Origin of the sequence: Candidatus Synchoanobacter obligatus (assembly GCF_024259865.1) — a bacterium.
Classification (GTDB): domain Bacteria; phylum Pseudomonadota; class Gammaproteobacteria; order Comchoanobacterales; family Comchoanobacteraceae; genus Synchoanobacter; species Synchoanobacter obligatus.
Genome location: NZ_JAKUDN010000002.1, coordinates 25001 through 51446, shown reverse-complemented (window position 1 = coordinate 51446; position 26446 = coordinate 25001). Strand labels below are relative to the sequence as shown.

Here is a 26446-nt window from a genome sequence, read left to right as displayed (position 1 = left end):
AGGGGGGAGCGTGAAATTATCCACAGTTTTTATCAATAAAGAAACGTACTTACGTTTTGTATTATACACGGCACTCATATTACTGGTTTTTGGAGTAGGGTATGATTATGTTTCAGGTGAATCTCCTTGTTTGTTGTGCCTACTACAGCGCGGCGTCCTATTGCTACTAGCCATAGTAACACTGTTTCCCAAACAGGGTATAAAACTCATCCCGTGGATTCTTCTTCTCGGTACGATGATCGGCTTTAGGCATGTATTTGTGTTGTTATTTCCTCAAGCTGTAACATCATGTTTGCCCTTCGAGCTCATGATGGATCTTCAAGGTTCTGCTTTTATGATGTCCTTTATGGATTGGCTTACTAACATTGGACGTGAATGTTCACAGGAGGTTTCTGCTGTGACTTATTTTTTGGTGCCATTTCTATTGACTTACTACAGCCTACTGGCATTGCCATTCCTCTTTAAAGATAGGTTTAAAATACAGTAGTTAGTAAGTATCCTAAGAAAGCAGACGGGAAACATCCGTCTGCATCTAATAACATTATCGTACCAGTACACAATCTCTAGATGCTTTAGACTGTATTGTTGCAGTATCTACGACTGCTTTCCACTTGTTTAGTATACGTTGCTCTTTATACCATCGTTGGATTTTGGTTGTTGGTGCATCATATTTTGATTTATATTGTGATAGGTAATCGACAATGTGTTGTATCTTCTCAGTAGCGGGGTTAAGATGCGTTTTAACGGTATCAGAGCTTAATAATCCAATGCTTGTGCCGTGTTCCAGTTCATCTGCGGATACACAGGTTGTTTGTGAACCTTTCCTTGCCGAAAGACCGGAAAAATTGATTGTAGAATTACTGAAGACCTGAAAGAAGTAGTGTAGCTTATATGTCTGCTTCTGCATCGATTTACATGCAGTATCAAGAGCATTAAGTACTTCCTCTTGTGTTTTGTCAAGGGCGGTTTGCGACTTCAGGAAATCTCTTGCAATAACAATCGCTCCCTGTTCTCTGCATTTGCTGGTTGCTGGGATATACCCTTTTTCTACTAAGGAAGCTTTTAGCCCAAGAGTTTTACCCCTACTTTTTGTAATGGCTACGTGGTTTTTGTAGGTATCGGAGCCTTTGAAGTTCGCTGCCGCGTCGGCTGTACATTGGGTCGAATCTACCAGTTCTAGATCGAGGGTGTAATGGATATCTGTTCTATCGATTACATCATGATTGGCTCTAGAGAAGATGGTGGCATGAGAACAAGTACATTTTTCTGTACAATCTGCCTTGTGTTTTGCTATTTCATCAGCTGTTTGGCACAGTATCATGCTATATTCACTATTTCCTGGATAATCAATCCCTAAAAGAGCATTGGTGCTACCATGTTTATATAGGCTTGTGAAAGTTTTGTATGTAGAAATAGTATGAGCAACATCACTGACACTAACCACACCATTGATAGTTTTTGTTCCTTTGGCTTCGATATCGGATTCGTGCAGGGTCAGGCAAGAAATTGCAAATAACCAGTTAGGTTTTGCAGCCGTTGTTGTGTAGAACTTGTCGCCTGCCGCACGAATATCTGTTAAAGATTTTGCTACACCGTCTTTGCTAAAAATTTTTACAGCGGCACGTAGTCTATCATCTTGTAATGCTTTTGTTCCTGCGCCTTTAATTGCAGTTAATTCTGATTTTAATTTTGCAGATTTTTTTTCCAGCGGTTTTGAAGTCACCAAGGCTTCAATGTTCTCTAAAATACTCAGTGATGAATCTGCATCTTCTAGGAAGGAGAATCCATGTTCTCTTATTTCTAGTGCATTAGCTGATATACCTCTTTGATTCGAAAAACGAGCACACCTGTCTTCTCTTGTTAGGCCTGCAGAACTGGCAACTGGCGGTATTACTTTTTTCTCTTTTGACATATTCAGCATGTTAAGCTTCCATTTTATTATTATTAAATCAATCATGCGCTATTTTTTTACAAAAGTCAACATCTTACGTCGTTTTCGTCCTTTGGTTATGCTCACGTGTTTTGATAAGGTGTGGAGAATGAAGCAGGATTTCGCTTAATATGAGCGCAAAGCATCTATTTGATATGATGGCGTTAAGAAATGTATAGGCAGATGGGCATTGTTGCCATCGTTTTTACACTTTGAGTGAGAGGGCGTATTTAGAGATTAAACAGGGTTTAGCTTAGCATAAGCACAAAGTAACCATTTGACGCCATGATTTAAGAAGCGTACTTGTACACGACTATTGTCGCCATCTTCTTCATAGTTTAATACAACACCTTCACCAAATTTGGCATGAGATACTGTTTGTCCTAATTGGAAGGTATAACTGGCTTTTACTTTAGGTTTAGGGGTGTATGCGTTATTTCCACGGAGATATTCAAGTTCTTCTTGCGGTAGTTCGCGAATGAATCGAGAAGGCCGCTGATACATTTCTTGACCATATAATCGCCTTGTTTCAGCGTAGGAGATATAAAGCTCTTGCTTTGCTCTGGTAATGCCAACATAGCATAGACGGCGTTCTTCTTCAATTTGCTTATGGTCTGCATGAGTCATTTTGTGAGGAAATAAATCGTCTTCCAGTCCTGTTAAGAAAACATTGGGAAATTCAAGCCCTTTGGCTGAGTGAAGGGTCATGAGTTGGACTTGAGATGCAGCATGCTCATTTTTGGGGTTTTGATCCAAGACGGCATGGGATAAGAATTCGTTAAGCGCTTCTTGAATGCTATCATACTGGTCATAGTGTTTGGCAGCAGATACAAGTTCTTTTAAGTTTTCAACTTTTGCGTCCGTTTGATGGTTTTTCTGTGCTTGTAAGTACGCAATCATTTTGGTTTCTTTGATGACATGCTCAATTAACAAAGATAATTGACCAAACTGGTGGATGCTGTCAGTGATCAGCTGATAAAATAACTGTAATGCAGGTGCTGCTTTTCCTGAAATATTGCACTGTTGAGATGCATCTAAGAAAGAAGCAGCGCTAAGTTGTGCTTGGTGCTTTATTTTATCAAGTGTGACTCGGCCGATACCTCTTGGAGGCTGGTTAATGCTGCGTTCAAAGGCATAGTTATCTTGTTGATTGGCCATAAGGCGAAGGTATGCAATGATGTCTTTAATTTCTGCACGCTCAAAAAACCTTAATCCTCCATAAACCCGATAGGGGATAGTTGCTTGACTGAGTTTTTCTTCAAAAACACGTGATTGGGCATTAGAACGATAAAGAATGGCACAATCTTCAAAAGTATGGCCACGGCGGATTAGCTCATGGATTTGATCACAAACAAACTGTGCTTCATCGGTTTCATTATAGGCAGCATAGAGCTTAATTTTTTCTTTGCTCGAAGAGTCAGTCCAAAGTTTTTTCTCTAGACGTTTTTCATTATGCTGAATGATATGGTTGGCAGCATTAAGAATGTTTTGAGTTGACCGGTAATTTTGCTCTAATCGGATGGTGGTTACGGGAGAGAAGTCTTTCTCAAAGGAGAACATATGATCAACAATAGCGCCTCGCCAGCTATAAATTGATTGGTCATCATCACCGACTGCAACAATTCGCTGTTGTTCATGTTTTAAGAGGCTAATCAGTGTATATTGTAGCTTATTGGTATCCTGGAACTCATCAATGAGGATGTGTTTAAATTGTGTTTGGTATTGCCATCTAATGTCTTCATTGTCTCTTAGCATCTCTGTTGTCTTAAGAATGAGCTCAGCAAAGTCAACGAGGTGGTTTTTTGAGCAGTGTTCTTCATATGATGCGTAGACTTCCCCACAGGTTCGGTAAAAAGCGCTGCTTTGGTCTTGGCACTGGAAAGATCGGTGACCTTGTTCTTTCATTTGGTTAATGAAGTTGAGTGATTTTTTAGCAGGCCATTGCTGTTCGTCTAGATGCATTTCTTTATGAATTTTTTTAACAATTCTCAGTTGGTCATCGGTATCAATGACTTGAAAGTTTTTAGGCAATCCGATCTCTTCTGCATGAATTCGTAATAGCTTATGGCAGATGCTATGAAAGGTCCCTGTCCAGGTACCTGCGTGCTGTTGGTTGGGTAGGAGTCTTGAGACTCTAGATTTTAATTCGTTTGCAGCCTTATTGGTGAATGTAACAGTTAAAATTTGGTGCCAATGAGCTTGGCCAGTGATAATAAGATAGGCCGTTCTGTGCACAATGGTTTTTGTTTTTCCTGAACCAGCACCTGCGAGCACTAGTAAGTTATGGTCAAGTGAGGTTGCGGCCATTCGTTGTTCTGGATTGAGCGTGTCAATAATATGTGTAATGTCCAAGGTTATACTCGTTTCAATATAGCCATACTATAAGGTTTGGTTTATATGATGTCCATAAAGAGATTTGTACACCTTGGGCGGATATCGTTAAAGTATTCTAGACAGATATATATAATAGATGATTCATGGGATGAAAATCGTTATCATTAAGTCATAGGGTTGGAGAGGTTGGTGCGAAGTCAGAAATTAGCTCAAAGTTTTGTTGTTTTATGCCTGTTATTGGCAGTGAGTTTCTTTTACAAGTCATTGCCAGTGAAATACGTATGGTATGGGGCGGACCATAAGCAGTTGACGACTGATTTTTCTTCAGTAGGAGATTGGGAAAATGCAGTGAAGGAATGGGATTGGGTGGATGCTTATCGGTTGCAATGGCGTTTCCCTAACGTGCTGTTCTTGGAAGTATCCTCTAAAGTGCCAGCTGCAAAACTGTCTTCTGGGGCCTATGTTTCTGATAATTTAGATGTTTTTAGTGTAAAAGGAGCATTTCCTGATGCGCTGCCATTATTGACGGTTACTAAGGATTCTTTATTTGAGGCAGTGCTATTGTTGAAAAAGTTGAGTCAGGTTGTAGAAATAAGAACAATGAGTCAGTCGAGATCGGGTATTGTTAAAGTGGTAACAACGTCAGGTGACCAATTGTTATTTCCCAGCTTTTCTTACGTTGCAGAATGGGATAAAGCATTTAAGGGCTTTAAAGATAAAAAGCCTGTGAAGTGCTTCTTTTTTCACCAAGAGTATGCAACTTGCCAAGATACATGATAAGCTGTTGCTCACACATGAATCAAATGATTGTGGATGGGAGTGACGATGCAAGATGAGTTGAAGATGCGTTTTGAGTATTATTTTTGTAGTAAAACTACGCCCCAAAATATTGATGTGGCTCATGTTTGTCTTCAAAAGATCACGGATCCAATATTTCGGTCAAAATGGCAACAGTTTGTGTGTGATATGCCACACATTCTGAATGTGAGAGCTAAGTGGAATAAAGGGGATGATGCAGAATTATTTCCTCTTTTAAAAGGATTATCTACCAAGTATATTTATGGTGAAATACAGTTTAAGTTGGCTGTTTTATACGAATTAGGACGTGGGGTTGCAAAGGATGTGGATGTGGCTTTGAGGCATTATTTATTGGCAGCAAATTTAGGTCATGGTGGTGCCATGGTCAATATTGCTTTAATTTATGCACAGGGGAAGGTTGGTATTCAGGAGAGTATGACGGCAGCAAATCTTTGGTTTGATAAAGCACTTCGTTTAGAGCACCCATATGTTTATTTTCAGATGGGGCTGCTGTATTGGCATGGCACAGGCGTGCAGAAAAATCCTTCATACGCTTTGGAGTTGGTGAATAAATCTGCAGCAAAGGAGTTTAAAATGGCAAAGGATTTTTTGTCGAGTCTGCCGGTGGATCATAGAGGCTTGGAAGATAAACCATCTTCATGTCACGATCCATTCGGATTATTAGAGAAAAAAAGAGTATAGACATTCAATCTATATTTTGAGAGAGTAGTCAAAAAGGAGATCAAGGATAGATGTCTGTGATGAAATCCCCAATTGTTGTGATTGATTTTGGTACCAGTTCTGCCCGAATTTTGGTGGCAGAAGATGATCCTCGTGCAAGAGTTCTTGCATATGAGTCCATGCCGTCATTGGGTGTGAACCATGGGGTTATTGTCGATTTAGAGAAGGCTGCAGAAACGATTCAGCATTTAATTAGTAAGGTAAAGAAAAAAATCGATATTCGATTTAACCGTGTATACTGTACCGTGTCTGGAGATAGCATTTCCTCAGTCAATTCTCATGGTGTGGTTAAGATTCGTCATCAGGAGGTTACGCCGTATGATTTGGATGAATTGTCGGTTACAGCACAAGCATTGGCATTAGACAATCAGGTTGTTGTACATATGTTACCGCAGTCCTATAAAGTGGATAATCAGGCAGGGATTATTGATCCTAAGGGTATGTTCGGGGTTCGGTTGGAAGGATCTTTTAATCTTGTGTTAGCTGATCAAGGTGCGGCACAAAATATGTCTAGATGTTTAGAGCGGGTAGGGTTAACTTGTTCAGGGTTGATTTTTCCACCGATAGGATTGGCTGCAGCTGTGTTGACTCAGGATGAGAAGCAACAAGGAGTCGTGGTACTTGATATGGGAGAAGGGACGACTGATTGTGTTGTTTTGTATGGCGGCGTTGTGGTGTTTTCTGCATCAATTCCTATTGGTGGTGCGGCTGTTTCTCATGATATCGCTCACTTACTACAGGTAAATAATGATACCGCTGAGAAAATTAAAAAACTCATGGGGCTTGCGGATGAAGAAGAGGCTTATATGGGGGTCTCGTCTGATAAAATTCGAGAGGTTATTGATGCTCGGTATGCTCAAATTATTAAGTTAGTGGACCGCTGTTTGGTTCGAGAAGGATTAAAGCAAAAAGTAAATCGAGGTTATGTATTGTGTGGTGGCGCGATGAGGTATCCTGGAGTGAGTGACATTATAGAGTCTTTTTTAGGGAAACAGTCTCGTCAGGGAAGTTTGGTTGGAGCTTCTGATTCATCAATGCACCAAGACTGGTTGAGTGCAGCGGGATTGGTATACTATATCCAGCAACAAGCAGGGAGTCCGATACATAGTCGGAATAATCCTTGTCGTCATGCGTTTAAAATGATACAACGCTGGTTAGAGGTCTATTTTTAGGAGATAATAGTGTCAGTTCAAGCGGATTTGAAAGGGGCAAACATCATGCTCTGTGGTGTTGGCGGCGGAGGAGGTAATGCGCTTGAGTCTATGCTCCAGGAAGGAATCAACGGTGTCAGTTTTATTGCAGCCAATACAGACGTTCAGGCACTAAAGAAATTTAAAGATCAGCATGAAGGCATTGAGTTAATCCAGTTGGGTGAAAAGCTTACCAAAGGCCTTGGTGCAGGCGCAGATCCAGAAGTAGGGAAACAAGCAGCATGTGAAACTGAAGAGCTGATTCAAGCAACAATTTCTGGGGCTGATATGTTGTTTATCACTGCTGGGATGGGGGGTGGAACTGGTACTGGTGCGGCACCTGAAATTGCAAGAATTGCGACTGAAATGGGGATATTGACTGTCGCGGTTGTAACAAAGCCATTTGTTTTTGAAGGTGCCAAAAGGATGCAAATTGCTGAGCAAGGAATCAGCGAGCTGACGCAATATGTTGATTCTTTAATTACAATCCCCAACAACAAATTAATCTCTGTTCTTGGCAAAGAAGTCACGTTGATGAGTGCCTTCAAAACAGCAAACTCAGTCCTACTGGGCGCAGTACAGGGGATCTCTAATTTGATTACACATTCAGGGCTGATCAATGTTGATTTTGCTGATGTGAGAACCGTGATGTCTGAAATGGGAATGGCCATGATGGGGACCGGGGTAGCAGAAGGATCTGAGCGTGCAAAACAAGCAGCTCAAGCAGCAATTGCTTCACCCTTGCTGGAAGATTTAGATGTGTATGGTGCTAAAGGCGTTTTGGTGAATATTACCGCAAGCTCGAGTATGTCTATTGGTGAGTTTGAGGAAGTCGGATCATTGATTAGTCAGGTGACTTCAGAAAAAGCGAATGTTGTTGTTGGGACAGTGATTGACGAGGGAATGGCAGAGGCCTTGAGAGTCACTGTTGTCGTTACGGGGTTGGATCGTCAAAAACAGGATGTTGATTTGCCAAATAGGGCAGAGTATCAACGGATGAATGCTAGGCCAGCTTATGTTAAGGAGGCGCCCCCTGTTGTCACGCCTGAACCTAATGTACATGTGCCAACAGAAGCGTCTGTTATTGATGCGCATGAGAACGAAGACAATGCTATGCCTGTGACGGAGCCAGTAAAAAATGTCCAGAGTCCTCGAGAGGATTCTCCTGCATACTTAAACATTCCAGATTTCCTGAAACGTCAGGAAGATATTAAGGTCGAATAATTTGACCTGATTGAAAATGGATGATCCTTGAGGGAGATTGTCCTCCAGGCTTGCCATTTAGGATGGGGTATGAGAAAACTTTCATAAGCCCTTCAGTGGTAGTCGGCGTGGCCTCTCCAGGGAGATTGGCGCTGGTTGAAATAAGCGGTTCTTCAAGTTGCTTCAGGAGCCTAGATATCGCATGTTCTTTGATTTTCCGAATGGCGATTTCTTGCTGAAGGTTTTTTAGTGTATCTGGGACATGTGTTGCTGCTTTAACAATAAAGGTTGTTGGCTTGGGAGTATTGAGATGGCTTAGTGGCATAGATTCATCGACCCAGTGATTGAAGCGTTGCCAGTCATCAGCAATTAAAATAAACTGGCGCTGGCGTTTTTTTATCTCTAATAGCTGATTAAGGGCTTGTGTTTTTGAGGGTAAGCAGCCTATGCCATAAACAGTTTCTGTTGGGTAGATTAATATGCCGCCAGTATTTAAGTGCTGAACAGCTTGATCAATGTTAAGCATCAGAATCAATTTTATGTTTACACTCAGGGCATTCGATGACAGTGCCCTTTTTCAAAACTTTTTCAGTCATAATAGGCCACTTACATGCTGGGCAGGCTTTTTTGATTGGCGTATTCCAAGTTGCGTATTTGCACTTTGGATACGCAGGGCAGCCAAAGAATACTTTCCCACGTCGCGATTTGCGCTTAATCAGTTTGGTTTTGGCACATTTTGGACAATCAACATCGGTAATGTTTTCAGGCAAAGGTTCTGTATGTTTACATTTGGGATAGTTACTGCAGCCAATGAATGAACCTGCTGCACTATGTTTTTTGATCAAATCACTAGAGCACTCAGGGCATGGTTTATCAATTTTCTCTTCAACCTTTTCTGCCGATTCATTTAATGGTCTCGTATAGTTGCATTCAGGATATTGGCTACAGCCAATGAACTTTCCATGCTTTCCGAGTTTCAATAGTAATGTGGCATCGCACTCTGGGCATTTCTCATCAAGCTCTTCATGGGTGACATCACTTCGTTTGACATCAGAGCTGATGGTTTGCACTTGTTCACTGAGTCCTGTCCAAAACGTGGTTAATAAAGCTTCTTTGCCCTGCTCACCTCTGGAGATATCATCTAAGGAATCTTCCATCTTGGCAGTAAACTGATGATCAATATACATGGTAAAGTAGAGCGTCAAAAATTTATTAACCACATCACCAATGTCGGTAGGAATGAATTTACGTCCTTCAATCTCAACGTACTGGCGTTTTTTCAGCGTGCTGATGATTGAGGCATAGGTTGATGGTCGCCCAATGCCAAGTTCTTCGAGTTCTTTGACCAAACTGGCTTCCGTATAACGTGGTGGTGGTTCAGTAAAGTGTTGGTGTGGGTTGGTTTCAAGTAGTGCAACAGAATCACCTGCATGAATTTGAGGCAATTTGCTTTCTTGTTTTTGGTCGTCATCATAGGCTTTTAAGAACCCTGCGACTTTTATTACAGAGCCGGTTGCTTTTAATTGGAACTGGTCGATATCAACAAAGACACTGGTGCTGTCAATTTGTGCTGGTATCATTTGTGACGCCAGTGTTTTTGACCAGATAAGCTGATACAGTTTGAGTTGATCGCTACTTAATGCTTCTTTAATTTTATTGGGTGGAAAATCAAAATGCGTTGGGCGGATTGCTTCGTGTGCTTCTTGAGCATTTTTTGTTTTGGTTTTAAAGACTCTTGGGCTGTCAGGAATATGGTCAGACCCATAGGTGTTGACAATACAGTCTCTAATTTCAGGAATGGCTTCTGTGGCAATGTGGACAGAGTCTGTTCTCATATAAGTGATCAGACCGACTTGCTGTCCATCAATATCAATTCCTTCATAAAGCTCTTGAGCAATTTTCATGGTTTTTGCTGTGGGAAATCCAAGTTTATTTGAACCTTCTTGCTGTAGGGTTGACGTGGTAAAGGGTGCCTTAGGGTTACGTGAGCGTGTTTGAGATTTGATGTCAGAAACAGCGGCTGATTTGTGTTTTTGTATCTCTGAGACAATTTTCTGTGCTTCTTTGTCGTTTGTAATGGCAAACTTATCCAATTTATCCTGGTTTTGGGCGTATAAAGTGAGTGTCACAGGATGCTTTTGAATGCTAGATTCTGTTGTGATTGACCAATACTCTTGTGTCTCAAATTGGTTACGGGCATTTTCTCTGGATACAATGAGATTCAATGCGGGGCTTTGTACTCTTCCTGCAGAGGTTCCCGGCTTAATGGTTCGCCACATTAAGGGGGAAATATTAAATCCCAGGAGGTAGTCCATTGCACGTCGAGCATGTTGTGCATTAACAAGATGCATGTTGAGATCTTTCGGATTCTCTATGGCATGAATAATTGCTTTCTTGGTGATTTGGTGGAATGTTGAGCGTTTAACGGTCAGATGGTCATAAGCCTTTTTCTCTTTAAGGTATTCACAAATATGCCAAGCAATTGCTTCACCTTCGCGGTCGGGGTCAGTTGCTAAAATTAAGGTGGTAGATTTTTTTGCTGAGGAAACAATCTTTGTTAAATGTTTTAAGTTTTTTTCAACGGGCTGATAGTTCATGTGAAAATGATTGTCAGGTTCAACAGCACCATTTTTAGGGATTAGTTCGAAAACATGCCCAAATGAGGCTAGAACAGTATAGGATGACCCAACCATTCGGCCTACGGTTTTTGCTTTTGTTGGAGACTCTACGATCACCAGTGTTTGTTGCTTGCTCACAGTCAAATCCAGCGTTGATATGGGTATGTTATAGCACGTATTTTTCAAATAAGGAATAGAATATTGATAATAGGGGATGTTTTTCACCTTCAAACCTGCATATTAAGGATATTTTTCTCATGATTAGAGACCAAATATTATTTTTTTAAATATACGATTTGTTTTAAAGACAGTTTGAAGCAGTTATGTTACTTTAAATGTTTTTTGAGAGGGTAGATGTTTTTGAAAGTGTTTTTAAAGGGGGTGACGAGCCAGGAGAAACAGCTGGCGTTATGCTCTGCATTATACGTGTATGTATACCAGTATGGTCATCGTAATGCGCCAGTTATAAATGATACGTTAAGTCGTCAGGCACAAAGACCCCTTCCTATATCATATCAGCCCATACGCGCCTCTTATTGGCGCACTGACGGTAGAATTTATTGGGCTTTAGCAAAAGACTTATTGCCTAAAGATATCATCAATAGTATTCAGCAGTTATGTGGTCGCAAATCCAGTGCTCGACTAACAACAGAACGAGGTGTTGCGATGCTGTACCAATATTTGGATAGAACACCAACAAAGAGTGCTAATGTTCTTGGTAAGAACCAGATACTTGAAATTGAGATAACATTGGATAACTGCCATGAGATCCCTAGCATGATTCTTGGGAGGTCTGGCGAGGTCATGCTGCTGTATAAAGCGTCTTCTGAGATTGTATTTACTTGGCGAGGAAAGATTGGAAATAAGGGTAAGGTTAAGCTTTGTAATAATGGGGAGCCAGAGTCTTTGGTTAATAATGCGGGATTGGTGGCCACGCGGGCAGAGATGAATTTGGAATTAATTCAGCAAGCCAGAGCCTTAAACTCATACGCCATAGACAGGGATGTAGAGAGGCGATTTTTTAGTTCGAAGATAGCTTCAGGGCCTTTGATGGAGCATTTATTTGAGTCAGAGGCGTCTGATAAAAGCGCTCAGTTATTGTGTCGAGCCATGAAGAAGTTATATAATAAAACGGTAGCGATGTTGGATGAGCAAATTAAGCCTGTTTTTCAATATTTGGTTGATCATGAAGTCGTTCCTTATTTACAAAGCAAAGACAAAACATTGCATCACTGGGTTTTTGCTCATGAGTCGTTAAGTGAGTTGGTTTATGTATTTTGTCATCCATCACTATGTAAACGTGATACTCGACGTTTGTCGTTAAAAGCGTTGGTGACCAAGAATCTGGGTCTAGAGCCTACATCTGCTGAGCTATATCCATACTCTATGTCAGTGATAACACAGCTCATTGTGCGCTATGTGATGGGACGTCAGGTGAAGACAATTGCGGTGACCAATCAGCAATATTTTGAGAGCCAGCATCTACTGATGTCATGCGCGAAACATTTTGGTGTTAGGGTTGATATGCAACAAAATCTCCAGGATCTTGAAACCTATCCTGATATGCTTTTTGCTGAATTGCATCCCAATAATGCAGCAGTAGAGGACCAATTTCCTCAAGATATTGTGGCGATTGTGAAGAGAATTACAAAAGGGCGAATAGAATCAGGACTAGATCGATTAATCTTGGCATTAGATATCACCATGGATGATTATCGTGATCCTTTTCTACAAGAAACACTGAGAGAATTAAAGGGCTTAGTCGATGAGGGCGCCTTAGACATACATATGTTTCAGAGTTGTGCAAAACTGTTGCAGCTAGGTTCGGATATTACACCAGGGGGGATATACATTCATTTTGGTTGTGATCCGTTACCTAGCTATAACGCCAGCGAAGGGCTGCAGCGTATTGAGTATTATATTTGTTTCTTGCTTCAAGAAACATCAGAAGAAATCAGCCAATATACCCAAATAGTGCAAGAGAATACACGGTATGTCTATAATCAGCTTCAACATGTTCTGGGTGAAAAGGGTTTGGTGTTGATACCAAACACGGATGGACAGATGCCATATATATCATTGAAAATCGTTAGCTCAAGTGATGTAGGGGCAAGTAAAATCATAGAATTTTTAACCCAAAAGCTGGGTGTTTGTCAAAGAATGAGTTTTGGCTTTTCCTTATCCAATTTGTCAGGTGTTGGTAGGATCATGCGCCTATCTATTGGAGTAGAGAGTGAATCACGGCTACTAGAGATGGTGACAATCATTCATCACTTTTCTAAATTACTATGTGTTCTTGAAAATCAAAGTATTAAGCTAAGTGATAAGATGCTGTCTAAGCTGGACCAGTCAAGGGGGAGGGGGCCTCTTGATTTAGGTGATGATGTGCCATATACCAGCATATCGAGTGTGTGGGATGATTTTGCCATGTCATCAAAAGGTTTTGGGGCATTGTTTTTTTTACCACCTATGGATGGTGAGTGTGCGACTCTGGGTTTTTCAAAGAACCCTGTTCTTCTCCCTAAAGAAACAAAGAAGAAAAAACGTAATAAGTCGCGCTATAAGAAAAGCTCGCACGAAGAAAAAGGGCATCGTCAAGAGAAGAAGTACATGCTACAACTGGATTTATATCAACAATGGTTTGTTGAGCTGACATATAAAGATTTTGTGATACCATATCAGGTTCATATTGATAACGAGATGTTTTCGTATGTTGGGCCAATTGCTGAACAACCCAGTGGCTACTTGTTTTTACCAGATCAATATTTTGTTGAGCAATCAGGCGTACGTATCGCTCAGAATAAGCACCAGCAGCTGATGATTGGTGCGCCTGAACAAACGCACCAGCCAGGGAGTGTTTATGTTCAGATGGCAAGTGGCCCCTCGGGCAACCGTTGGTTATGTAGCAGCCAAGTTCCAGTCAAGGAACTCGAGGCTATCTTTTCAAAATGTTTAACGAACCATTATCAGCTTCAGATCAAGGGAGAAAAGGCCTTTTTGTTGCTAAATGCAAGTCCACGAGAAGATTTTCAAGCGGCGTTAAAGGGGTTGGTTGCTCGAGGTGCTAGCTTGCAGGAAGTTGCCATGGCATACACATCGTCACCATCGCGTTATAAAGGGATTAAGGCGTCTAGTGCACTCATGGATATGTCAACTATTTGGCATCAGTTCTTAGTCAATTATACTTGGAAAGACCAAGATATTGAATCAATGTTTGAGTGGGGTATTCCAGAGAACCTGATGAAAGGTATTGTCTCGGTTTTTGCTGAAAAGTATGTCTATCAACATCATAAAATGCATAGAATGTTTGCGTACTTGATTGAGACAGGCGCCATTTCACTCTGGGCTGTGTATCAAGATGTATGGCGTGGTTTACTTAAAGCATATAGAGCAGGACATCGCTTTAGTCGTAGTCGGTTTGCAAATATTAAAGGGTGGATGAAGTATCATTTTAATAGAGTCAGTTTTGTTCACAATCCTTACAATGAAGAAGATCGTTTTTGCCGTGAGTTGTTTGCAACCGTTGCTGAAGCACATGATGATTTAGACATGCGGTTATTGCGATCCAACAAAGAGTGGCAATTCACCAAAGAGATTTGGTCAAGTGTGAAGAGGCATTTTTATAGATCTAAAGTGCATTGGATTGCAAACGCTTGTGGGGTGCATTTATATGGTGCGTTGCTGCCAGCGACCAAACAAGGATTGGTTGTTGAGGTAAAAAGATTTTTGGATCAATACCCAGAGGTTGGTTTTATATGGGCAACATATAGTGGGTTGATACATACAAATGATCTTCAGGTCATGGACTTTGACGTTAGCTTGGTGATCAAGCAGGGTGATGAGATTGCGTTTGGCGGGTTATGTACCAAAATGGGATTGCGGGATATTACTCAGGATCATGGCCCGAAGGCAGATCACTATCTTGTCGTTGATAAATGCAATATCTGTGTGTAAAAGGTTTGTCTTCACGAGCTGGGACAATGGTTTCTGATTGGCAGGACCATTGTTGCCAGTCAATGGTTGGGAAATGGCAATCGCCTTTGAAAGCATGGTCAATATGGGTGATGATCATCGTTTGGGTATACGGTAAAAAAAACTGGTAGATAGAGCGGCCACCAATGATAAAAATAGGAGTGGTCGTTTCTAGTTCAAAGAGCATGCTGGGATGGTGGATGCAGCTTGTGTTTGGGTAGGTCTTATGGTGTGATGATATAATGATATTCTTCCTTTTTGGGAGAGCCCTTCCAATGCTATCAAATGTTTTTCTTCCCATGACAATGGTGCCGTTCAGGGTGTGTTTTTTAAAATAAGCCAAGTCTTCAGGGATTGACCAGGGTAATTTATTGTTGTTTCCAATCAGTTGATTATGATCAAAAGCAGCAATGATTGAGAGGTTCATAATGAGTCGCTAATCTTTTGGACATTTTAACGAAGTTTTAGTAACATAGCAAATGTGCCTGGTTGCATAATTAAGGAATGTGCGTGTTAAAAAGGATGTGGAATTTAGTAGGACTCATACTGTGTTATTCAGCAGTAGCAGTGCCATTGGTCAATATGCCAGAAGGCGTCACGCCGATTAGCCATGATATTTATCAATTACATATGTTAATATTCTATATATGTTTGGTTGTTGGTGTTTTAACCTTTGGTGTCATTACGTATACCATTTTAAAACATCGTAAATCTAGAGGGGTCAAGGCAGCGACATTTCATGGAAATATCGCAGTGGAGATTGCTTGGACAATTGTACCATTGATTATATTGATGGGAATGGTCTATCCAGCAGCACGCGTATTGTTAGATATGGTGGATACCTCTAAAGCAGATGTCAGTGTTAAGGTCACTGGGATTCAGTGGAAATGGAAATATGATTATCTGGATGAGGATATTTCTTTTTATAGTAATTTGGCAACATCTTACGGGCAAATAACGGGTACGGAAGAGAAAGGAACGCATTATTTGCTTGAAGTCGATAAGCCCATTGTCGTTCCCATTCATAAAAAAATTCGGTTTTTGTTCACGTCGCAAGATGTCATTCATTCATGGTGGGTGCCAGAGCTAGGAATCAAAGTAGACGCGATGCCTGGGTATGTGTCAGAGGCATGGGCAGTCATTGAAAAGCCAGGAATATATCGAGGACAATGTACGGAGCTTTGTGGTATGATGCACGGATATATGCCCATTGTCTTAGAGGCAAAGTCACAAGAAGACTATCAAGCGTGGCTTGACAACAAAGGCAAGGAGCCAACTTATGATTTGGATTCAGAAAATATCATGTTGGCGATGCCTGAAAGTGAGCCTATTGATTTTGAGGATAAAAGTCAGGTAATGGAGAAAGGTTTAGGGGTTTATAAAGCCAACTGTACCGCATGTCATAAGGATGATGGTAAGGGCATGCCGCCTGTCTTTCCATCTTTTGTTGGAACAGCCATTGTGACAGGGCCGCCAGAAGAGCATATTAAGATCTTATTATTGGGGGTGCAAGGAAAGGCGATGCAGTCTTATGCTGATCAGTTAACCGATGAAGAAATTGCCGCAGTTATTACTTATGAAAGAAATGCATGGGGAAATGGCGATCAAGAAAAATATGGCCAATATGCAGGTAGTATTGTGACGCCAGAGATGGTGGCTGAGATGCGGGTGAAACTGGGACTGAAAGAGGGAACATAATGCGAAAATTGGGTTACTGGCTGTCTACAACGAATCATAAGGACATTGGATCGATGTATTTATGGTTTTCACTATTGATGTTTTTAGCAGCAGGGGCAATGGCTTTACTGATTAGAGTGGAGCTATCTCAGCCTGGAAGGATTTTGTTAGAACCTAACTTATACAACCAAATGGTTACCATGCATGGCTTGATTATGATTTTTGGTGCCATTATGCCAGCGTTAGCAGGGTTTGCGAATTGGCAAATTCCTTTGATGATTGGTGCGGCTGATATGGCATTTCCCAGATTGAATAATTGGAGCTTTTGGCTGTTACCAGTGGGGTTTGGTTTAATGGGTAGTACGTTTTTTATGGAAGGCGGTGCACCAAATTTTGGCTGGACAATGTATGCCCCGTTATCAACGACCTATGGGCCACCCAGTACGGATTTTATGATATTGTCTATTCATGTTCTCGGGCTATCATCGATTTTGGCGGCGTTAAATATTATTGCGACGATTATTAATTTGAGAGCTCCAGGCATGACGTATCATAGAATGCCGATATTTGTTTGGAGCTGGTTGATTACGGCATTTTTACTGTTAGCCATCATGCCCATTTTAGCCGGTACGGTGACGATGTTGCTAACAGACAGGCATTTTGGAACAAGCTTTTTTTCAGCAGCAGGAGGCGGGGATCCATTGATGTTCCAGCATTTATTCTGGTTCTTTGGCCATCCAGAGGTGTATGTTTTGGTGATGCCGGCTTTTGGTATTATTTCTGAGATTATCCCAACCTTTAGTCGAAAACCGTTATTTGGTGCAAATTTTATGGTATATGCAATCGCTTGCATTGCATTTTTGTCATTTATTGTTTGGATCCACCATATGTTTGTGACTGGTGTGAGTGTTGAAGTGAAGATATTTTTCATGTTTACAACACTTTTGGTCGCCGTACCAACCGCAATCAAAGTGTTTAACTGGACGGCAACAATGTATAAAGGGGCGCTAACGTTTGAAACGCCCATGCTGTTTGCGATTGGATTTTTGTTCTTATTTACGTTGGGAGGCTTTGGTGGCTTAATGTTAGGCATTGTTCCTGCTGATTACCAGTATCAAGATACCTATTTTGTGGTAGGTCATTTTCACTATGCGATCGTTACAGGGGTCTATTATTCAATTGTGGCAGGGGTGTATTATTGGTTGCCTAAATGGACGGGTCGAATGTACTCTGAAACCTTGGGTGCCTGGCATTTTTGGTTAAGCACGATTGCGGCAAACTTAACGTTTTTGCCCATGCATTTTCTAGGTCTTGCCGGGATGCCGAGGCGGATTCCTGATTATGCCTTACAGTTTGCAGACTTTAATCAAATTGTGAGTATTGGTGGTTTTCTATTTGGGATTGCGCAGCTAATATTTGTTTACGCAGTGATTAAGGTGGTGTTTTTTAAGCAGGGAGAGAAAGCAACAGCGCAGGTGTGGGAATGTGCCAAAGGGTTGGAATGGACGATAGACTCACCAGCGCCACACCATTCATTTTTAGTGCAGCCTGTGGTGACAAAAAGTGTCCACGAGTGGGATTGAGTATGGTATTGCATCTTCAAGCATTGGCAGCTACGATAGGATTGGTCTTATCGATGTTATTGTGGGTTAGAGGCGCTAACCCTGCAATTTACGCGTTTATTGCCTGTGGTGTATTTTTAGCATATGTCACTTATGGTTGGATCAAAGACACCATTAAAGTATTGGATAGAACTCGGCGGCATGGGTTGATACTGGGGTTTTTTGGGGTAGCGATGTTTGCATTCTCTTATGCGATGGTGCCATTATATCATATATTATGCCATGGAAACGTGGCGTTGCCAGAATCGGCGTCTTCACACCCGGTAGATATTGATATCATGTTTGAAAAATATCGTGGGTTGCCCATTGCCATCACTGTTTCAGAAAGTCAGCTAGAGCTTGGGTCAGGTGAGAGTCGGTTGGTTTATGTCACACTCGAAAATCATGCGAATAAAGCATTAGATATCAAGCTATCGATTTCAACAAATCCTCGGACAATCAAGCCTTATTTTGGGTTGGTGACCCCAGATGTTATTCATTTGCCAGCCTGGGAACGAACACAGTTTCCCATTGAGGTAAAGTTCAATGCTGATGTACCCGATGACTTGTGGCAAACGGCAATCTTGTTGTTGTTTCAGGATATCAACGGGGTAGGAGAGTTGGGTAAGACTGATGCATGGGAGAAAATGCACCATGCAGAACAGATAGGAGTTCGTTCATGAGTCAAGAGACACATGTCACACCGCCGAGTTATCTACCTGTTCTGGGGTCGGTGGCTTTATTGCTTCTCATGATTGGCTTAGGGAATTGGTTACATGGTGCCGCGATTGGGTATGGTTTTACCGCTATAGGTTTTGGCTTATTGCTCTGGACCATCATTCAGTGGTTTGCAGTGGTGATTGAAGAAAATAGGACGGTACTTGCTGGTGATGCCGTTTTAGATCGGTCCATGCGGTGGTCAATGATTTGGTTTATTTTTACGGAAGTGATGTTTTTTGCAGCATTTTTTGGGGTATTGTTTTACATTAGGACCTGGGTGTTGCCGCAGTTATCGGGTTTGGTAGAGAGCAAGATCATGACCCATACCATGCTTTGGCCAAATTTCAAAGCGACTTGGCCACTTGAGTCAACACCAGCCCCTGATCTTGTTAAGGCCCCAGGAATGGTAATGAAAGCAGCTGGTATCCCTGTGATCAATACGGCTATCTTGTTACTAAGTGGCGTTACCATAACGTTATCGCATTTTGCGCTTATTCATAATCATATCCAAAAAGCAAAAAGGTATTTGCTTTTAACCATTGCCTTAGGGGTTGTATTTTTAGGACTTCAAGTTTTAGAGTACCATCATGCTTATGCAGGTGGTTTGACACTGAGCTCAGGGATTTATGGCAACATATTTTTCATGATGACAGGTTTTCATGGTTTGCACGTTTTGATCGGATCGGTGATTCTGGGGGTTATTTATCATCGACTATCATTGGGACATTTATCTGATCAATCACATTTTGCATTTGAAGCGGCTGCTTGGTATTGGCATTTTGTTGATGTGGTATGGTTGGCTTTGTTTGTTTTTGTCTATTGGGTATAGGAGGGTATTGATGATAAATGATGGTATAGTTGACGGGGTAACTCAAGATCCGATTCGTGATTTGGCTTATGCACTCTTAAATGACACGGGCGAAAAAAATGATGAATTTTATGGACAAATTCTTGCTTTATGTGATCAGGGAGGGGTCAAGCTTGAATATGCAATGATCGCAAAACTGAAGCTGGGTGTAGTCATATCGTTAGATAAAATTATTGAGGTTAGAGAGGGTAAGGTTTCAAGAGATCTGTTTAAAAATGATGAATTAACAGATCAATTGTGTTGGTTGTTTTTGACAGATTGCCGTCTTGATGATATCTATGCAATTTTTCGAGAGGCACATCAATGCTTATCATCCTATAAATACCAGGAGACGAATTCATTGTTGCCATTTTTTGTTAATAGGTCATATGCAGAATATATGGAGCTTGTGGGTAGAATGAATGATAGCCAAGAAATTGCTGTTGATCATCCAATACTACAACATTTATCTCTTGCTTTAGAGGCGCCCTTGAGTAGTAGTGATTTTGTGAGCTATTTTTGCACACATAGCAAGAGCAGCTCTAAGCTGTCCACTGACTATGGTAATCTCAATAGATTGATTCGTGAGGGAAATTGGCAGTCTATTTTACGTGATTATAGCGATATGGGTAAAGATAGAGTATTGGCTCTATTAGATTGTTTCGATCATGAAAAAAGGCCTGATACTACAAAATCTTATGAAGATTTTTTAACGGAATATTATGAAAAAATTGGTGAGCCATATCAGCCAGGCTTGATTCCGAGTTGGAATGATTTTCCATGGGGGTTCAGTAATATACCGGATAAAAATGAACTGTTGGCAGGCAATGTTGAGAGTCAGTCAAGGTTATTGAGCCACTGGTACTTGACGATGCTGTATGCTAATAATATGAACTTTCTAGCGTTCGCAGCAACACCACAGTTAGAACCACTATCTTTTCGCTATGTGGTTGAGGCGTGCTTAAAGAATCGTAAGACTGAATTTTTTGAAGGTGATGTCGTAGGGCATCTATCGTTACCTCAACAGAAATGCATTGAAGAGGCGTATGGTAGTGATCAACAAAGGCCTAGGTTTGTCAAAATTAGAGCTTTGTTCTTAGGGCGTTCTCCTGATTGGGCGGCACAAACGGAGAATGCTTTAGTGGGGTACTTTCATACATGGTGTACCAGTGACCTAGATACAGTAAAAAACTCTGTTGAGCGTATGTTGAAATCTAAATCTACCAGAGCATACGCAGCATTAGGGAAAATTCTTGGCAATCAATCATACTACTTAAAGCAGGTTAATAGTCAGCATTATGTGCCGTTTCATGACACAGGCAGGGTAGTTCGCGATATGTTGATAAAAGCGTGTAATAAAGATTTGGTGTGTATGCTATGGTATTATCGCCTACGTTCTGTGATGTGGTTTTGTGCTATGGCGCTGTTATGGGTATGGAACTCACCTCTGATTCTTTGTGCAATGTTTCCCTTTTTTTTATCAACAACGAACCATTGTAAAGTTGTGGCAGATAGAATTAAGGATAATGCTGCGTGTTACAACCGCTCTGATATTAATTATAGCCAGGACCAAGGCCGAGGACATTCAGTAAAGTAGCAAGATTGTAAGTTATTTGTTTTAAATATAAAATTCTTGCAATACATCAGTATTTAGGTATGATGTTGTTAAACGATGACAATATTTTAAGTTAGGGGTTTGATAATGAAAAAGCTTATTCATGGGGTACGACCAAAAAAATCCAATCATGGCCATAGTCATGATTTTGCACCATGCTGTGCAGCTCATGCTAAGTCAGGCAATCATCAGAAAATTCATGAAGATAAGGCTTCTGGCTTTTCTCATGTTACGGGCCATTATGAAGAAGTCGCTATTGCGATTGATGACGGTCACGATTATCCAGCAGGGGATATAAAACCGATTACGAAATCTTTTTCGGTTGAATGGCGTGATGCTTTGGTGCTGGCCATGTTGGCACTTTTTGTCATTGGCGCAGGTCTTGAGTTTATGGCGATTGTTCCAGCATCAATGGTATGGTACTTGAATATGACGGTACTCATTGTGATGGTTCAGCCACATTTTTTCCAACTGAGTCGTGAGGCAAATATTGCATTAGCAGGGATGTTGTCTGCAGTGATCATGGCTGTAGCACCATTGTCTGGTATGTTATTAGCAGCAGCTGCATTACCCGTGTTTTCTTTAAGTTTTCATTATCTTTTGAGAGGTGGGGATGTTAAGGACTCAGTACATGAGTTTTTATCCATTACAGCGTGGCAGGCCGGAGTATTGGTGCTGTCTTATATGGTCTCACCTGTGTTTTTCATCGCAGCAAGTGTCCCTTCAGTATATGGCTTATTCAAAGTCAGTAACCCCAGTATTGATTGTAATTTTTCGCTAACTTTTGTGATTGTTCTAACCATGACTCTGGCTATAGCTTCAAGCATGATGGGGCTTGGGCACATTGTTTGTTTGCATGATGCAGTCTTGGCTGCAACGGTTGTCTTTTTTAAAGATTTTGGTTTGGACCGTTTGCAAAAACGGCACTACTTCTTTGTCCATGATGGACAATCAGAGATTAAGTTGGAAAATGATGTTGAAATATTGAGTTCATCAGCTTTAGGAATAGGTCTTGATAAGCTCGATGAGGCAGATAGAAAACGAGAAATAGGAGCTCAGCGATTGAAGTTAACTGAAGAGTACCAAGGTCATGAGGTGTCTTTAGGCCTTTCTTGCTTTCCCTCAAACGTACTCCCAAAAAATGTAACGATTCATAAAGGTGGTTGGTTTATAGCCAAAGAAAAAACAAACGTTGCAAAGAAAGAGCGCAATGAACTTGATCGTGTTGCGATGTATTTGGTGCCATCGGCAATTGTAGCAACCATTGTTCTTGCAGTAGGGGTTGGATTCTATGCGTCAAATGTCACGGTAGCCTGTGCTCTGGCAGTGCATACGCTTTTGGCGGCTTGCCCTTGTATCTTTTTAATCTTGCCATATTTCCAATACCGTTTAAGTCGTCACTATTTGACGAAAAAGCAGGATGTATCATTTAATTTCAGCAGTAAAATCTTATCCAGTTTTGCATGGCCAAATTTTGGTGCATTTGAGTACTTATTTGATCGAAGTAGGACGCTATATTTTAGAAAGGCTGAGGATGGTCCAGATGCGCCTTACCAAATGAATGGTGTGGCAGAATCATACCTTAAGCGTATGATGAATCATGTTGTAGGGTTTATTTCAGGCTCAGCTGCAAAATTTGAAGGCTCATTCCGAGCAGATTTAAAGAAGATAGGCTTTGATTCTGTTTTGGTGTTAGCAGATCAGTCATATACCAAATGCTGTAGAAAGCTTAAGGTTTTTAGAGAAAAACAGTTTAATAGTAAATCAATAGTCTATTTTGGCGATGGGAATAATGATAAGAAGATTATGGCGCAACCGAATGTTTTAGGAATCGGGGTAGATCCCAGTCCAGAATTACAGAATGTATTAACGGGATGGTTTAAAAATTGGGCGCAATTTGATGCCGAGGGTATGAATGAATTTGTGCATACTACACATAGTGCCCAAAGTTTCTCAAGAATATTGTTGGTTCAAGCGCTTTTGGTCACAGTGGCGGCTGTTTTGTTCCCGAGTGGATACTTTATGATGTATGGAGCGATGCCTGCTATGTGGGCAAGTTGTGCTTTAATGGTCTCCGGATTTGGCGTGATGGTACTAGAAGTCGAAGCATTTTGTGCATACCCAAAGGTTGTGTCGAGTATTTCAACAGCCGTTTCTAATGGGCTTAAACAGTTTTCTTTTGAGTCAACATCCAGTCATCATTGTTGCTCTGCTGTAAGGAAAAAACAAGAAGAAAAGCCGGATTTACCAGCCCCTTCCTATCTATCTGGGTGTGGTTGCCACATTTAGGGTGTTTGACCTCTTAGATCACGGGTGTGATTGTCGCTATGGTTTTTTACGGCTTCGAGAAAACTTTTCTAAAAGAAAGGCCTGGTTCTCGATACCAAAGGCATCATAGCCGGGAACGGGAAGGTTTCGATCAGAAATATTGTATGGTGTTCTTAATTGGCGTTTCCGTGAAGAGCTTCTTTGGGGGGCTTTTTCAGAAGGCCTTGTCGGAGCTACTATAGGCTTGGGTTTGAATCTTTTGCAAATAGATTGTTTAAAGGTGGCGTTTGTAATCATATACTGCTTGTATTTTGTGTGTTTTATGATTGAAAAAAAACGTTCAACATATTTTTGTTGTTTGGGTTTAAGGTGTGTGCTCAATAAAGCCAGTACAGAGTCTGTAGAAACCCCTTTGCTTTGAAGCTCCATGATTAGATCTTTAATACCCGAGGCTCTAAGCTTGCCTTGTAATACTTTTGTATATGACTTTTTTAGTGCTTTGGAGAGAGGCTTATACTGGCTTTTTGGCTTAGGTGTGACTTTTAGCCATTTTTCTGTCAGGAGTTTTGTGGCGATTGCTTGTTGGTAAGGTTGTTTTATAATAGGCATTTTTATTTCTCATATGATAATACTTTTTATAAGAAAATAGCGCCAATGTCAATAAATTGTATTTTAAGTTGACTTCTTTATAAGGTCTTGTATTTTAGTATAAATTAAAAAAAGTAATAATAATGAAACAAGAAGAAAACTTTATATCCAATATTATTGTAGTAGATGACGGAGCGCTTTTGTGCCAAAAGATACAACAAGAGCAGCATAAAAAATCTAAAAAATATAAGCATGAGGAGCGTGTTGCTAAAAGCTGTCGTAAGGCTATGAAAAAATCGAGTAAGGACAACTTAAAGTCTGTATTTAATGTGCTAAAGGAATATAAGGGTAAGTATCCTGAAGCCATTATGCCTCACATCACCTCTAAACGTAAATTTGCAGAGACTATATTTAAGAAGCTAACATCCGATCAATTGAGAGTGGGCTTTTTAAATCAAACGGCAAAATTTTATGAAAGCAAGCGTCGTTCTAGTCTTGAGCTTTCATCAGAAGCGTTTGAGTTGACAGCTGGTTTCCTGTCTCAAAAAGAGCTGTATGAACAAATTACTGAATCACAGAGCCAGCCATCATCAGGAAGATAAGCAAATTTAGAGGATAGGGCTCTCAATTCTCAGAAGGATTTAATGTGATGGGTTCTATGGCATTTTTTAGTGCGTGAATTTATCTGAACTACAATTGCTAGATTCTGTGATAAGTGTGTAATCTTATCCTTTTTTGAGAGGGGTCATAATTGGTATAGCTAAAGCTTTTTACTAATGTTATAGAGATGTGTGGGCAGCTGTTTCGTGCTGCTGCACCACCTCCTGTAAGTTCGCTAGTGTGATCTCTTTGTCCTATGGATATCTGCTGCTGAGGGTAAAGGAGGAAGTTTTTGAATAATTGCATTGCGGTAAGTCCCCCGCATCCTTTTTGGCGATACCAATGCTACAAGCCACAACCATTTGATGGATTTGGAGGCCATGACGGTTTTCTTGGTATGGATTTAAACGATATCCTTAATAACTTTTTGGTGGTGGCAAGCGATGCTGAAATTAGAAATGCTGCTAGCTGAGATCTCTTCATTACCATCAGTGTAAAACAGCACAGATTTTTTCAAAGAGAGGGCTCAGATCTACACTCTAGGTGACTGTTTTATTTTAAAATTCTTGACATGCCATGCCTAAATGTGTATTTTGTACTACGATAAATGATAGGTAAAAAAATGCGTGAAAAACATATCCTCTCGACTCATTTTAGTAATGCATTTAGAGAAGGATTTTCTTGGCTTTTAATGGCTTATATAGCAGCTACTGCGGTAACAGGGCTTGCAATACCTGCTAATTTTTTAATACAAATACTCTCCATATCTGCAGTCCTTACACTATGCTCTCAACATGCATATCTGCAACATGCTACAAAACCTTTAGAAGCCCTTCCTATACTAACAAGGCTTAGGCAACTCGCTAAAGTCTTGTTAATAACAGCGGGATCTCTGCTTGGCCTTGAGTGTATTTCAGCAATTGCTCTCATTCAAGCGTTCCAGCACAAACTTTTTATGGTAGATACATATCCTATTCTATCAGTGCTATTGGAAATATTTCAAATGGTTTTTTTGGTCGCCTTATACGATGTAACTAAAAACCTACTATACTATTTCTTGCCTCCACTATTTTTCATTCAAGTAATGTTTACTAGTTTACTCTTCACTTTCATACTGGCCACAAAGATTAGTACAGCAAATCTTGCAAGCCTCTGGTACATCAATCCTAGTGATAGCCAGAAACTATTTTCTTACGAAACTTGGGTTGACCTCACTAAACAATTTGTAAATCAGCTAACCAGTGTCTCCCCGCTAGGTCTCGTTGCTCTATGCACACTCTGCACGGTAGTACTAACCTTTCAGGGCCTTTTTTTACCCGCTATCATATACACATCTTTTGCTTTCATTATGGCTATCCCCATGCTCCTTGTTATACCACCGCTATGTGAGGAAGTCATATTTAGAGCTGTTGGAATACACTGGCTTCAAAAAGAAAAATTACTCACCTCTAATTTGGAATCACCCCGGGGATTTTTTGACATTTTGCCAGTAAGTGTATTAAATGGTTGGTTATTTGGATTGGTGCACTTTGTAGCGCGTCAGCAGAGTACTCAGGTCCTCACTTACCTTCTACTTACGCTTCAGGGAACTCTGTGGTCACTCTTAGCTCTTACTATGGGGAGCATAGCATCATCATATTGCGCTCATCATATATGGAACCATCTTGTCTTTACAGCATCCCCTGTTCTTGTGTTTGCCGTTGATGGCTTGGCCATTCCCCTAGTATCCATTACAGGATTTTGT

At 40.8% G+C, this 26446-nt stretch carries 21 protein-coding genes (1 of these 21 only partly in view); 15 read left to right on the top strand and 6 right to left on the bottom strand.

Annotation, left to right across the window (positions count from 1 at the left end):
- Positions 1 to 10 precede the first annotated feature (10 nt).
- The gene (locus MKS91_RS01960) at positions 11 to 487 is read left to right on the top strand and encodes a disulfide bond formation protein B (protein ID WP_258569161.1); all 477 of its coding nucleotides are present in this window, start codon (positions 11 to 13) and stop codon (positions 485 to 487) included.
- A 54-nt stretch (positions 488 to 541) separates the two neighbouring features.
- Here the strand turns inward: MKS91_RS01960 and MKS91_RS01955 are convergent, their stop codons facing one another.
- Positions 542 to 1957, bottom strand: coding sequence for a hypothetical protein (locus MKS91_RS01955; protein WP_258569160.1), 1416 nt, complete (start codon positions 1955 to 1957; stop codon positions 542 to 544).
- Positions 1958 to 2167: 210 nt separating this feature from the next.
- On the bottom strand, positions 2168 to 4282 hold the full coding sequence (locus MKS91_RS01950) for a UvrD-helicase domain-containing protein (protein WP_258569159.1): 2115 nt from the start codon (positions 4280 to 4282) through the stop codon (positions 2168 to 2170).
- Positions 4283 to 4453: 171 nt separating this feature from the next.
- On the opposite strand from MKS91_RS01950, the gene MKS91_RS01945 reads away from it, so the two are divergent.
- Genes MKS91_RS01945 through ftsZ form a run of 4 tightly spaced genes read left to right on the top strand, consistent with a single transcriptional unit; the run spans position 4454 to position 8217 of the window.
- Complete coding sequence (locus MKS91_RS01945) at positions 4454 to 5041, top strand: cell division protein FtsQ/DivIB (protein ID WP_258569158.1); 588 nt, start codon at positions 4454 to 4456, stop codon at positions 5039 to 5041.
- 48 nt (positions 5042 to 5089) lie between these two features.
- Positions 5090 to 5764 (top strand): tetratricopeptide repeat protein, encoded by a 675-nt coding sequence (locus tag MKS91_RS01940; protein WP_258569157.1) that lies wholly within the window; start codon positions 5090 to 5092, stop codon positions 5762 to 5764.
- Positions 5765 to 5823: 59 nt separating this feature from the next.
- On the top strand, positions 5824 to 6975 hold the full coding sequence (gene ftsA, locus MKS91_RS01935) for a cell division protein FtsA (RefSeq protein WP_258569780.1): 1152 nt from the start codon (positions 5824 to 5826) through the stop codon (positions 6973 to 6975).
- Positions 6976 to 6978: 3 nt separating this feature from the next.
- A complete protein-coding gene (ftsZ, locus tag MKS91_RS01930; protein ID WP_258569779.1) occupies positions 6979 to 8217 on the top strand; it encodes a cell division protein FtsZ in 1239 nt (412 codons plus the stop codon).
- Here the strand turns inward: ftsZ and MKS91_RS01925 are convergent.
- The gene (locus MKS91_RS01925; protein WP_258569156.1) at positions 8204 to 8722 is read right to left on the bottom strand and encodes an L-threonylcarbamoyladenylate synthase; all 519 of its coding nucleotides are present in this window, start codon (positions 8720 to 8722) and stop codon (positions 8204 to 8206) included. The genes ftsZ and MKS91_RS01925 overlap by 14 nt on opposite strands.
- The gene (gene topA / locus MKS91_RS01920; protein ID WP_258569155.1) at positions 8715 to 10952 is read right to left on the bottom strand and encodes a type I DNA topoisomerase; all 2238 of its coding nucleotides are present in this window, start codon (positions 10950 to 10952) and stop codon (positions 8715 to 8717) included. Before topA ends, MKS91_RS01925 begins: the two co-directional genes overlap by 8 nt.
- A gap of 216 nt (positions 10953 to 11168) precedes the next feature.
- Here topA and MKS91_RS01915 point away from each other — a divergent pair, with 216 nt between their 5' ends.
- Positions 11169 to 14768: a hypothetical protein gene (locus MKS91_RS01915; RefSeq protein WP_258569154.1), complete on the top strand. Its 3600-nt coding sequence runs from the start codon at positions 11169 to 11171 to the stop codon at positions 14766 to 14768.
- On the opposite strand, the gene MKS91_RS01910 is transcribed toward MKS91_RS01915, so the two are convergent.
- Complete coding sequence (locus MKS91_RS01910) at positions 14701 to 15213, bottom strand: dihydrofolate reductase (RefSeq protein ID WP_258569153.1); 513 nt, start codon at positions 15211 to 15213, stop codon at positions 14701 to 14703. The genes MKS91_RS01915 and MKS91_RS01910 overlap by 68 nt on opposite strands.
- A 95-nt stretch (positions 15214 to 15308) precedes the next feature.
- Between MKS91_RS01910 and coxB the strand changes: the two genes are divergently transcribed.
- The 6 genes from coxB to MKS91_RS01880 all read left to right on the top strand — a co-directional run bounded on the left by coxB (position 15309) and on the right by MKS91_RS01880 (position 23535).
- Positions 15309 to 16484, top strand: coding sequence for a cytochrome c oxidase subunit II (coxB, locus tag MKS91_RS01905; protein ID WP_258569152.1), 1176 nt, complete (start codon positions 15309 to 15311; stop codon positions 16482 to 16484).
- A complete protein-coding gene (ctaD, locus tag MKS91_RS01900) occupies positions 16484 to 18046 on the top strand; it encodes a cytochrome c oxidase subunit I (protein ID WP_258569151.1) in 1563 nt (520 codons plus the stop codon). Before coxB ends, ctaD begins: the two co-directional genes overlap by 1 nt.
- Positions 17965 to 18747, top strand: a complete 783-nt coding sequence (locus tag MKS91_RS01895; protein WP_258569150.1) for a hypothetical protein — start codon at positions 17965 to 17967, stop codon at positions 18745 to 18747. Before ctaD ends, MKS91_RS01895 begins: the two co-directional genes overlap by 82 nt.
- Positions 18744 to 19613 (top strand): cytochrome c oxidase subunit 3, encoded by an 870-nt coding sequence (locus MKS91_RS01890; protein WP_258569149.1) that lies wholly within the window; start codon positions 18744 to 18746, stop codon positions 19611 to 19613. The genes MKS91_RS01895 and MKS91_RS01890 overlap by 4 nt, the downstream gene beginning before the upstream one ends.
- Positions 19614 to 19623: 10 nt before the next feature.
- On the top strand, positions 19624 to 21228 hold the full coding sequence (locus tag MKS91_RS01885) for a hypothetical protein (protein ID WP_258569148.1): 1605 nt from the start codon (positions 19624 to 19626) through the stop codon (positions 21226 to 21228).
- Positions 21229 to 21333: 105 nt separating this feature from the next.
- The gene (locus MKS91_RS01880) at positions 21334 to 23535 is read left to right on the top strand and encodes a TgpA N-terminal domain-containing protein (protein ID WP_258569147.1); all 2202 of its coding nucleotides are present in this window, start codon (positions 21334 to 21336) and stop codon (positions 23533 to 23535) included.
- A 36-nt stretch (positions 23536 to 23571) separates the two neighbouring features.
- On the opposite strand, the gene MKS91_RS01875 is transcribed toward MKS91_RS01880, so the two are convergent.
- A complete protein-coding gene (locus MKS91_RS01875) occupies positions 23572 to 24123 on the bottom strand; it encodes a hypothetical protein (protein WP_258569146.1) in 552 nt (183 codons plus the stop codon).
- Between the two features lie 122 nt (positions 24124 to 24245).
- Here MKS91_RS01875 and MKS91_RS01870 point away from each other — a divergent pair, with 122 nt between their 5' ends.
- From MKS91_RS01870 to MKS91_RS01860, 3 genes are all read left to right on the top strand, one after another.
- Entirely contained in the window at positions 24246 to 24704 is a 459-nt protein-coding gene (locus tag MKS91_RS01870) for a hypothetical protein (RefSeq protein ID WP_258569145.1), read from the top strand.
- A gap of 290 nt (positions 24705 to 24994) precedes the next feature.
- Entirely contained in the window at positions 24995 to 25174 is a 180-nt protein-coding gene (locus MKS91_RS01865) for a hypothetical protein (RefSeq protein WP_258569791.1), read from the top strand.
- Positions 25175 to 25393: 219 nt separating this feature from the next.
- Positions 25394 to 26446: the 5' portion of a CPBP family glutamic-type intramembrane protease gene (locus tag MKS91_RS01860; RefSeq protein WP_258569144.1), read on the top strand. It continues 102 nt past the right edge of the window; only the first 1053 of its 1155 coding nucleotides appear in the window; its start codon is at positions 25394 to 25396; its stop codon lies off the right edge, out of view.

Coding starts and splice junctions, on each gene's coding strand:
- MKS91_RS01885 (WP_258569148.1), top strand. CDS start 19,624: ATGATAAATGATGGTATAGTTGACGGGGTAACTCAAGATCCGATTCGT.
- coxB (WP_258569152.1), top strand. CDS start 15,309: ATGTGGAATTTAGTAGGACTCATACTGTGTTATTCAGCAGTAGCAGTG.
- ctaD (WP_258569151.1), top strand. CDS start 16,484: ATGCGAAAATTGGGTTACTGGCTGTCTACAACGAATCATAAGGACATT.
- MKS91_RS01875 (WP_258569146.1), bottom strand. CDS start 24,123: ATGCCTATTATAAAACAACCTTACCAACAAGCAATCGCCACAAAACTC.
- MKS91_RS01895 (WP_258569150.1), top strand. CDS start 17,965: ATGGACGATAGACTCACCAGCGCCACACCATTCATTTTTAGTGCAGCC.
- MKS91_RS01955 (WP_258569160.1), bottom strand. CDS start 1,957: ATGATTGATTTAATAATAATAAAATGGAAGCTTAACATGCTGAATATG.
- ftsA (WP_258569780.1), top strand. CDS start 5,824: ATGAAATCCCCAATTGTTGTGATTGATTTTGGTACCAGTTCTGCCCGA.
- MKS91_RS01940 (WP_258569157.1), top strand. CDS start 5,090: ATGCAAGATGAGTTGAAGATGCGTTTTGAGTATTATTTTTGTAGTAAA.
- MKS91_RS01925 (WP_258569156.1), bottom strand. CDS start 8,722: ATGCTTAACATTGATCAAGCTGTTCAGCACTTAAATACTGGCGGCATA.
- MKS91_RS01910 (WP_258569153.1), bottom strand. CDS start 15,213: ATGAACCTCTCAATCATTGCTGCTTTTGATCATAATCAACTGATTGGA.
- MKS91_RS01915 (WP_258569154.1), top strand. CDS start 11,169: ATGTTTTTGAAAGTGTTTTTAAAGGGGGTGACGAGCCAGGAGAAACAG.
- MKS91_RS01870 (WP_258569145.1), top strand. CDS start 24,246: ATGAAACAAGAAGAAAACTTTATATCCAATATTATTGTAGTAGATGAC.
- MKS91_RS01880 (WP_258569147.1), top strand. CDS start 21,334: ATGAAAAAGCTTATTCATGGGGTACGACCAAAAAAATCCAATCATGGC.
- MKS91_RS01890 (WP_258569149.1), top strand. CDS start 18,744: ATGAGTCAAGAGACACATGTCACACCGCCGAGTTATCTACCTGTTCTG.